General features: G+C 33.9%; 5 protein-coding genes. All 5 read left to right on the plus strand.

Annotation, left to right across the window (positions count from 1 at the left end; translation table 11 throughout):
- On the plus strand, window positions 1-1025 hold a 1025-nt coding region (locus DKK70_RS16495; RefSeq protein ID WP_181416043.1), incomplete at its 5' end, for an RHS repeat-associated core domain-containing protein.
- 13 nt (window positions 1026-1038) lie between these two features.
- The gene (locus DKK70_RS16500; protein ID WP_181416044.1) at window positions 1039-1473 is read left to right on the plus strand and encodes an NTF2 fold immunity protein; all 435 of its coding nucleotides are present in this window, start codon (window positions 1039-1041) and stop codon (window positions 1471-1473) included.
- A gap of 402 nt (window positions 1474-1875) precedes the next feature.
- Window positions 1876-2304 carry an NTF2 fold immunity protein gene (locus tag DKK70_RS16505; protein WP_110434953.1) on the plus strand — a complete coding sequence of 143 codons (429 nt, stop codon included), beginning with the start codon at window positions 1876-1878 and terminating at the stop codon, window positions 2302-2304.
- A 401-nt stretch (window positions 2305-2705) separates the two neighbouring features.
- Window positions 2706-3134 (plus strand): NTF2 fold immunity protein, encoded by a 429-nt coding sequence (locus DKK70_RS16510; protein ID WP_181416045.1) that lies wholly within the window; start codon window positions 2706-2708, stop codon window positions 3132-3134.
- Between the two features lie 588 nt (window positions 3135-3722).
- Window positions 3723-4148 (plus strand): hypothetical protein, encoded by a 426-nt coding sequence (locus tag DKK70_RS16515; RefSeq protein WP_110434955.1) that lies wholly within the window; start codon window positions 3723-3725, stop codon window positions 4146-4148.
- Window positions 4149-4617 lie beyond the last annotated feature (469 nt).

Genomic DNA, 4617 nt, shown 5'->3' on the forward strand with positions numbered 1-4617 from the left:
AAAAAATTCGCCACTATCGGGATAATGATTTTCATCAAGCGGTAGAAACCGTACACACTTATACTTACGATGCCTTTGGACGGCGTATCAGTAAAACGGATAAGCAAACCGGGGATAAAACCCTGTTCTTTTGGCAGGGGAATAAATTAATTACTGAATGTCATGCTGACGATGCCGATTTTAGTCCATCGGCGGTCCGCAATCAGGGGAGCAAAGCGGAAGACTACCGCTGTTGCAGCTATATTTACGAGCCGAGTGAGGATAGTTTTATTCCCCTAGCGCAGTTACAGGGGCGGGGGCGCGGTGGTCAGATCTACTACTACCTAACCGATCAACTAGGCACACCGCAAGAGCTAATCAGCGCCAATGGAGATATTGTCTGGAGTGGTATTTACAAATCCTATGGTCAAATTGCTATAGCCGCCGGCACAACCGCCCAGAATCTACGATTTCAGGGACAGTATTTTGACCAAGAATCGGGATTACACTATAATTTTAACCGTTACTATGATCCCTATTGTGGGCGCTACTTTAGCCAAGATCCGATAGGGCTAGAAGGTGGCGAAAATACCTATGCTTATGTGTTTGATCCCCTCGCATGGATTGACCCATTAGGATTAGCGAAAGTACCTAAAATAAAAATGAATCAAGCTGGTCAAATAACTTCAGCATCGGCAACAGTTAGGAAAAAGGATTTAGGAACAGGAACGCCAACTAACCAGAAAGCACGTGATTGGGCCCGTTCGAGAGGTGGTACCCAAAAAGATGATGCAGGCCATATATTAGGTGCGCTTTTAGGTGGTTCAGGCACTGATACAGATAACATATTCCCTCAATTAAAGAAGATAAATCGTGGTAAATATCGAGCTTTTGAACGTAAAATTAGAGACCGTATAAACAAACATGGAACAGTAAATTTAGAGTGGAAATTTGTATACGCAAACGGTGGAACGCGACCGACCAAGATTATTTATATCGTTAAACAGAAAGGTAGGGTGGTAATGAAGGATGAGTTTTACAATTAATAGAGGATGCATTATGGAACCCAATATACAAGAAGCAGTAGCAGTACTAAAAAAATTTATTATCGCAATGAATAAATGGGAAGTATATTATAATACTATAACTATGGACTGCGTTGATAGGGATGAATATGAAAATTTAGCTTCCTTGGAAGCCAACAAGGGAGTGGAGCTTGATGCAATATTTAATACTTATTGTACCTTAAAAGAGCGAAAATATGGTAGGCAAGCTGCGTTAAATAATCAATATCCACCAGAGTATTCTCCCGATGAAGAAATACTGGCAACCGAAGTGTTAAAGAAGAATAAAATTGCTATTGAAACCCAAGATCATTCTATCTTGGAATATCGTTATCGTTATACACTTCACTATAAAAATAAAGAGTGGCGAATCGATAAAAAAGAAGTCTATAATGACCAGGACGATAAATGGGAAAAATTGTCATTATAGTGGGTAGTTAAATTAAAGTTTAACGATATTAATTTGCAGTAAGTGCAGTAAACTTTTAAATCGCAGTTTTAAATATAGTTCACTCTTAATATACATCGTTGCCATCTTCAATCAGTTAAAACCGGTCAGGTTTTAACTGAACCTTCATATTTTACCTATTTAAAATACAGATACTAGAAGACTAGCCTAATAAACGGCGTAATTGACATGAAATAAAATCATGTAAACCATCATTTTCTTCATCTATTTCTAATCTATTCTAATTTAAAAAAGTGTTAGATAATCTAAATATTTACATTGGTTTGCATAACCGGATTAATATACTTGTACTTAAACCATGGCAGCGTTATTATCTGTAATGGTATTGATAAATTAGCTAGTTAGTAAATGGAAGGATGCATTATGGAACCCAATATACAAGAAGCAGTAGAAGTACTAAAGAAATTTATTATCGCAATGAATAAATGGGAAGTATATTATCATACTTTAACTATGGAATACGTTGACAAAGGTAAAAAGTTAGCACCCTTGGATGCCAAAAAGAGAGAGGAGCTTGATGCAATATTTAACACTTATTGTACCTTAAAAGAGCGAAAATATGGTAGGCAAGCTGCGTTAAATACTCAATATCCAGCAGAATATTCTCCCGATGAAGAAATACTGGCAACCGAAGTGTTAAAGAAGAATAAAATTGCCATTGAAACCCAAGAGCATTCCCTTTTGGAAGAACGCTATCGTTATACACTTCACTATAAAAATAAAGAGTGGCGAATCGATAAAAAAGAAGTCTATAATGATCAGGACGATAAATGGGAAAAATTGTCATTATAGTGGGTAGTTAAATTAAAGTTTAACGATATTAATTTGCAGTAAGTGCAGTAAACTTTTAAATCGCAGTTTTAAATATAGTTCACTCTTAATATACATCGTTGCTATCTTCAATCAGTTAAAACCGGTCAGGTTTTAACTGAACCTTCATATTTTACCTATTTAAAATACAGATACTAGAAGACTAACCTAATAAACGGCGTAATTGACATGAAATAAAATCATGTAAACCACTATTTTCTTCATCTATTTCTAATCTATTCTAACCTAGAAAAGTGTTAGATATCTAAATATTTACATTGGTTTGCATAACCGGATTAATATATTTGCACTTAAACTATGGCAGCGTTATTATCTGTAATGGTATTGATAAATTAGCTGGTTAGTAAATGGAAGGACGCATTATGGAACCCAATATACAAGAAGCAGTAGCAGTACTAAAAAAATTTATTATCGCAATGAATAAATGGGAAGTATATTATCATGCTATAACTATGGAATACGTTGACAAAGGTATAAAGTTAGCACCCTTGGACGCCAAAAAGAGAGAGGAGCTTGATGCAATATTTAACACTTACTGTACCTTAAGAGAGCGAAAATATGGTAGGCAAGCTGCATTAAATACAGGATGTCCACCAGAATATTCTCCCGATGAAGAAATACTGGCAACCGAAGTGTTAAAGAAGAATAAAATTGCCATTGAAACCCAAGAGCATTCCCTCTTGGAATATCGTTATCGTTATACACTTCACTATAAAAATAAAGAGTGGCGAATCGATAAAAAAGAAGTCTATAATGACCAGGACGATAAATGGGAAAAATTGTCATTATAGTGGGTAGTTAAATTAAAGTTTAACGATATTAATTTGCAGTAAGTGCAGTAAACTTTTAAATCGCAGTTTTAAATATAGTTCACTCTTAATATACATCGTTGCCATCTTCAATCAGTTAAAACCGGTCAGGTTTTAACTGAACCTTCATATTTTACCTATTTAAAATACAGATACTAGAAGACTAGCCTAATAAACGACATAATTGACATGAAATAAAATCATGTAAACCACTATTTTCTTCATCTATTTCTAATCTATCCTAATCGCAGTTTAGGCAAGTTGTTTGATAAACGGCATAATTGACGTGAAGTTAAATCATGTAAACCACTATTTTCTTCATCTATTTCTAATCTATCCTAACCGTTAATTTAGACGATTTACTTGATTCTGTATTTATTTTTAATTTATTCTGACAGTTAACTTACGAGACTAGCCTAACCTAGAAGGGGGTAGATAATCTAAATAAGTATATTGGTTAGCAAAAGTTGATAAACATACTTGTGTATATTTTAATCTAGCGCTATTGTTTACTATGATAGTTCCAGTTCCCTAGATTAAAGGAAATAACCATAAGGAAATTTTATAATCATGACAAAGACAACATATAATAATCCTTATCATCCATATCCATATGAGATGCGCGGACAATGTGCAGAAAAACAGGAGAAAGATAAGACTCGGTTTTTTGAAATTTTTTCAATTAAATATGATGAAGAAGAAATTAAACGGTTAAAAGAAAATGATATGTTTGAACACTCTGGATATGATACGTATATCGAGCGATTAAATAGACCAATTACTGATAGTGATAATGTTTTTTATTTGTATAAGTTTGAAACTTATTATGCGGATCCTAATCAAGACGAGATTGAATTATTTAATGAAAGCTCTGATTGTTATGAGACTTATTATTTTCAAAACATTGATGAATTACTCGAATTTGCTAATCATAAGTGGGGATTGGTTTTAAGTGATTTTGTACCGAGTTATGAAACACATATACCATCATATTAAAAACAGTTAACCGCCGGATAGCCATCCGGCTTCTTATAAAATTAATTATTAGTTACATAGCCGTATTCCCCCTATGTTTTGGTACTAGTTAATCACCATTAATCAAATCAGGTAGACCGTTATTTTTTGCATCTATTTCTAATCTATCCTAACTGCAGTTTTGGCAAGTTGTTTGATAAACGACATAATTGACATGAAATCAAATCATCAAAACCATCATTTTCTTCATCTATTTCTAATTTATCCTAACCGCAGTTTAGGTGACTTACTTGATAAATGGCGTAATTAACATGAAATAAAATCATGTAAACCACTATTTTCTTCATCTATTTCTAATTTATCCTAACCGCAGTTTAGGCAAGTTGCTTGATAAACGGCGTAGTTGACATGAAGTTAAATCATGTAAACCACCATTTTCTTCATCTATTTCTAATTTATCCTAACCTAACCTAGAAAAGTGTTAGATATC

Source organism: Gilliamella apicola (assembly GCF_003202655.1).
In the GTDB taxonomy this organism is placed as follows: Bacteria; Pseudomonadota; Gammaproteobacteria; order Enterobacterales; family Orbaceae; genus Gilliamella; species Gilliamella apicola_R.

Bases quoted from the DNA above. Each gene is read 5' to 3' on its own strand.
- DKK70_RS16500 (WP_181416044.1), top strand. From the start codon at position 1,039: ATGGAACCCAATATACAAGAAGCAGTAGCAGTACTAAAAAAATTTATT.
- DKK70_RS16515 (WP_110434955.1), top strand. From the start codon at position 3,723: ATGACAAAGACAACATATAATAATCCTTATCATCCATATCCATATGAG.
- DKK70_RS16505 (WP_110434953.1), top strand. From the start codon at position 1,876: ATGGAACCCAATATACAAGAAGCAGTAGAAGTACTAAAGAAATTTATT.
- DKK70_RS16510 (WP_181416045.1), top strand. From the start codon at position 2,706: ATGGAACCCAATATACAAGAAGCAGTAGCAGTACTAAAAAAATTTATT.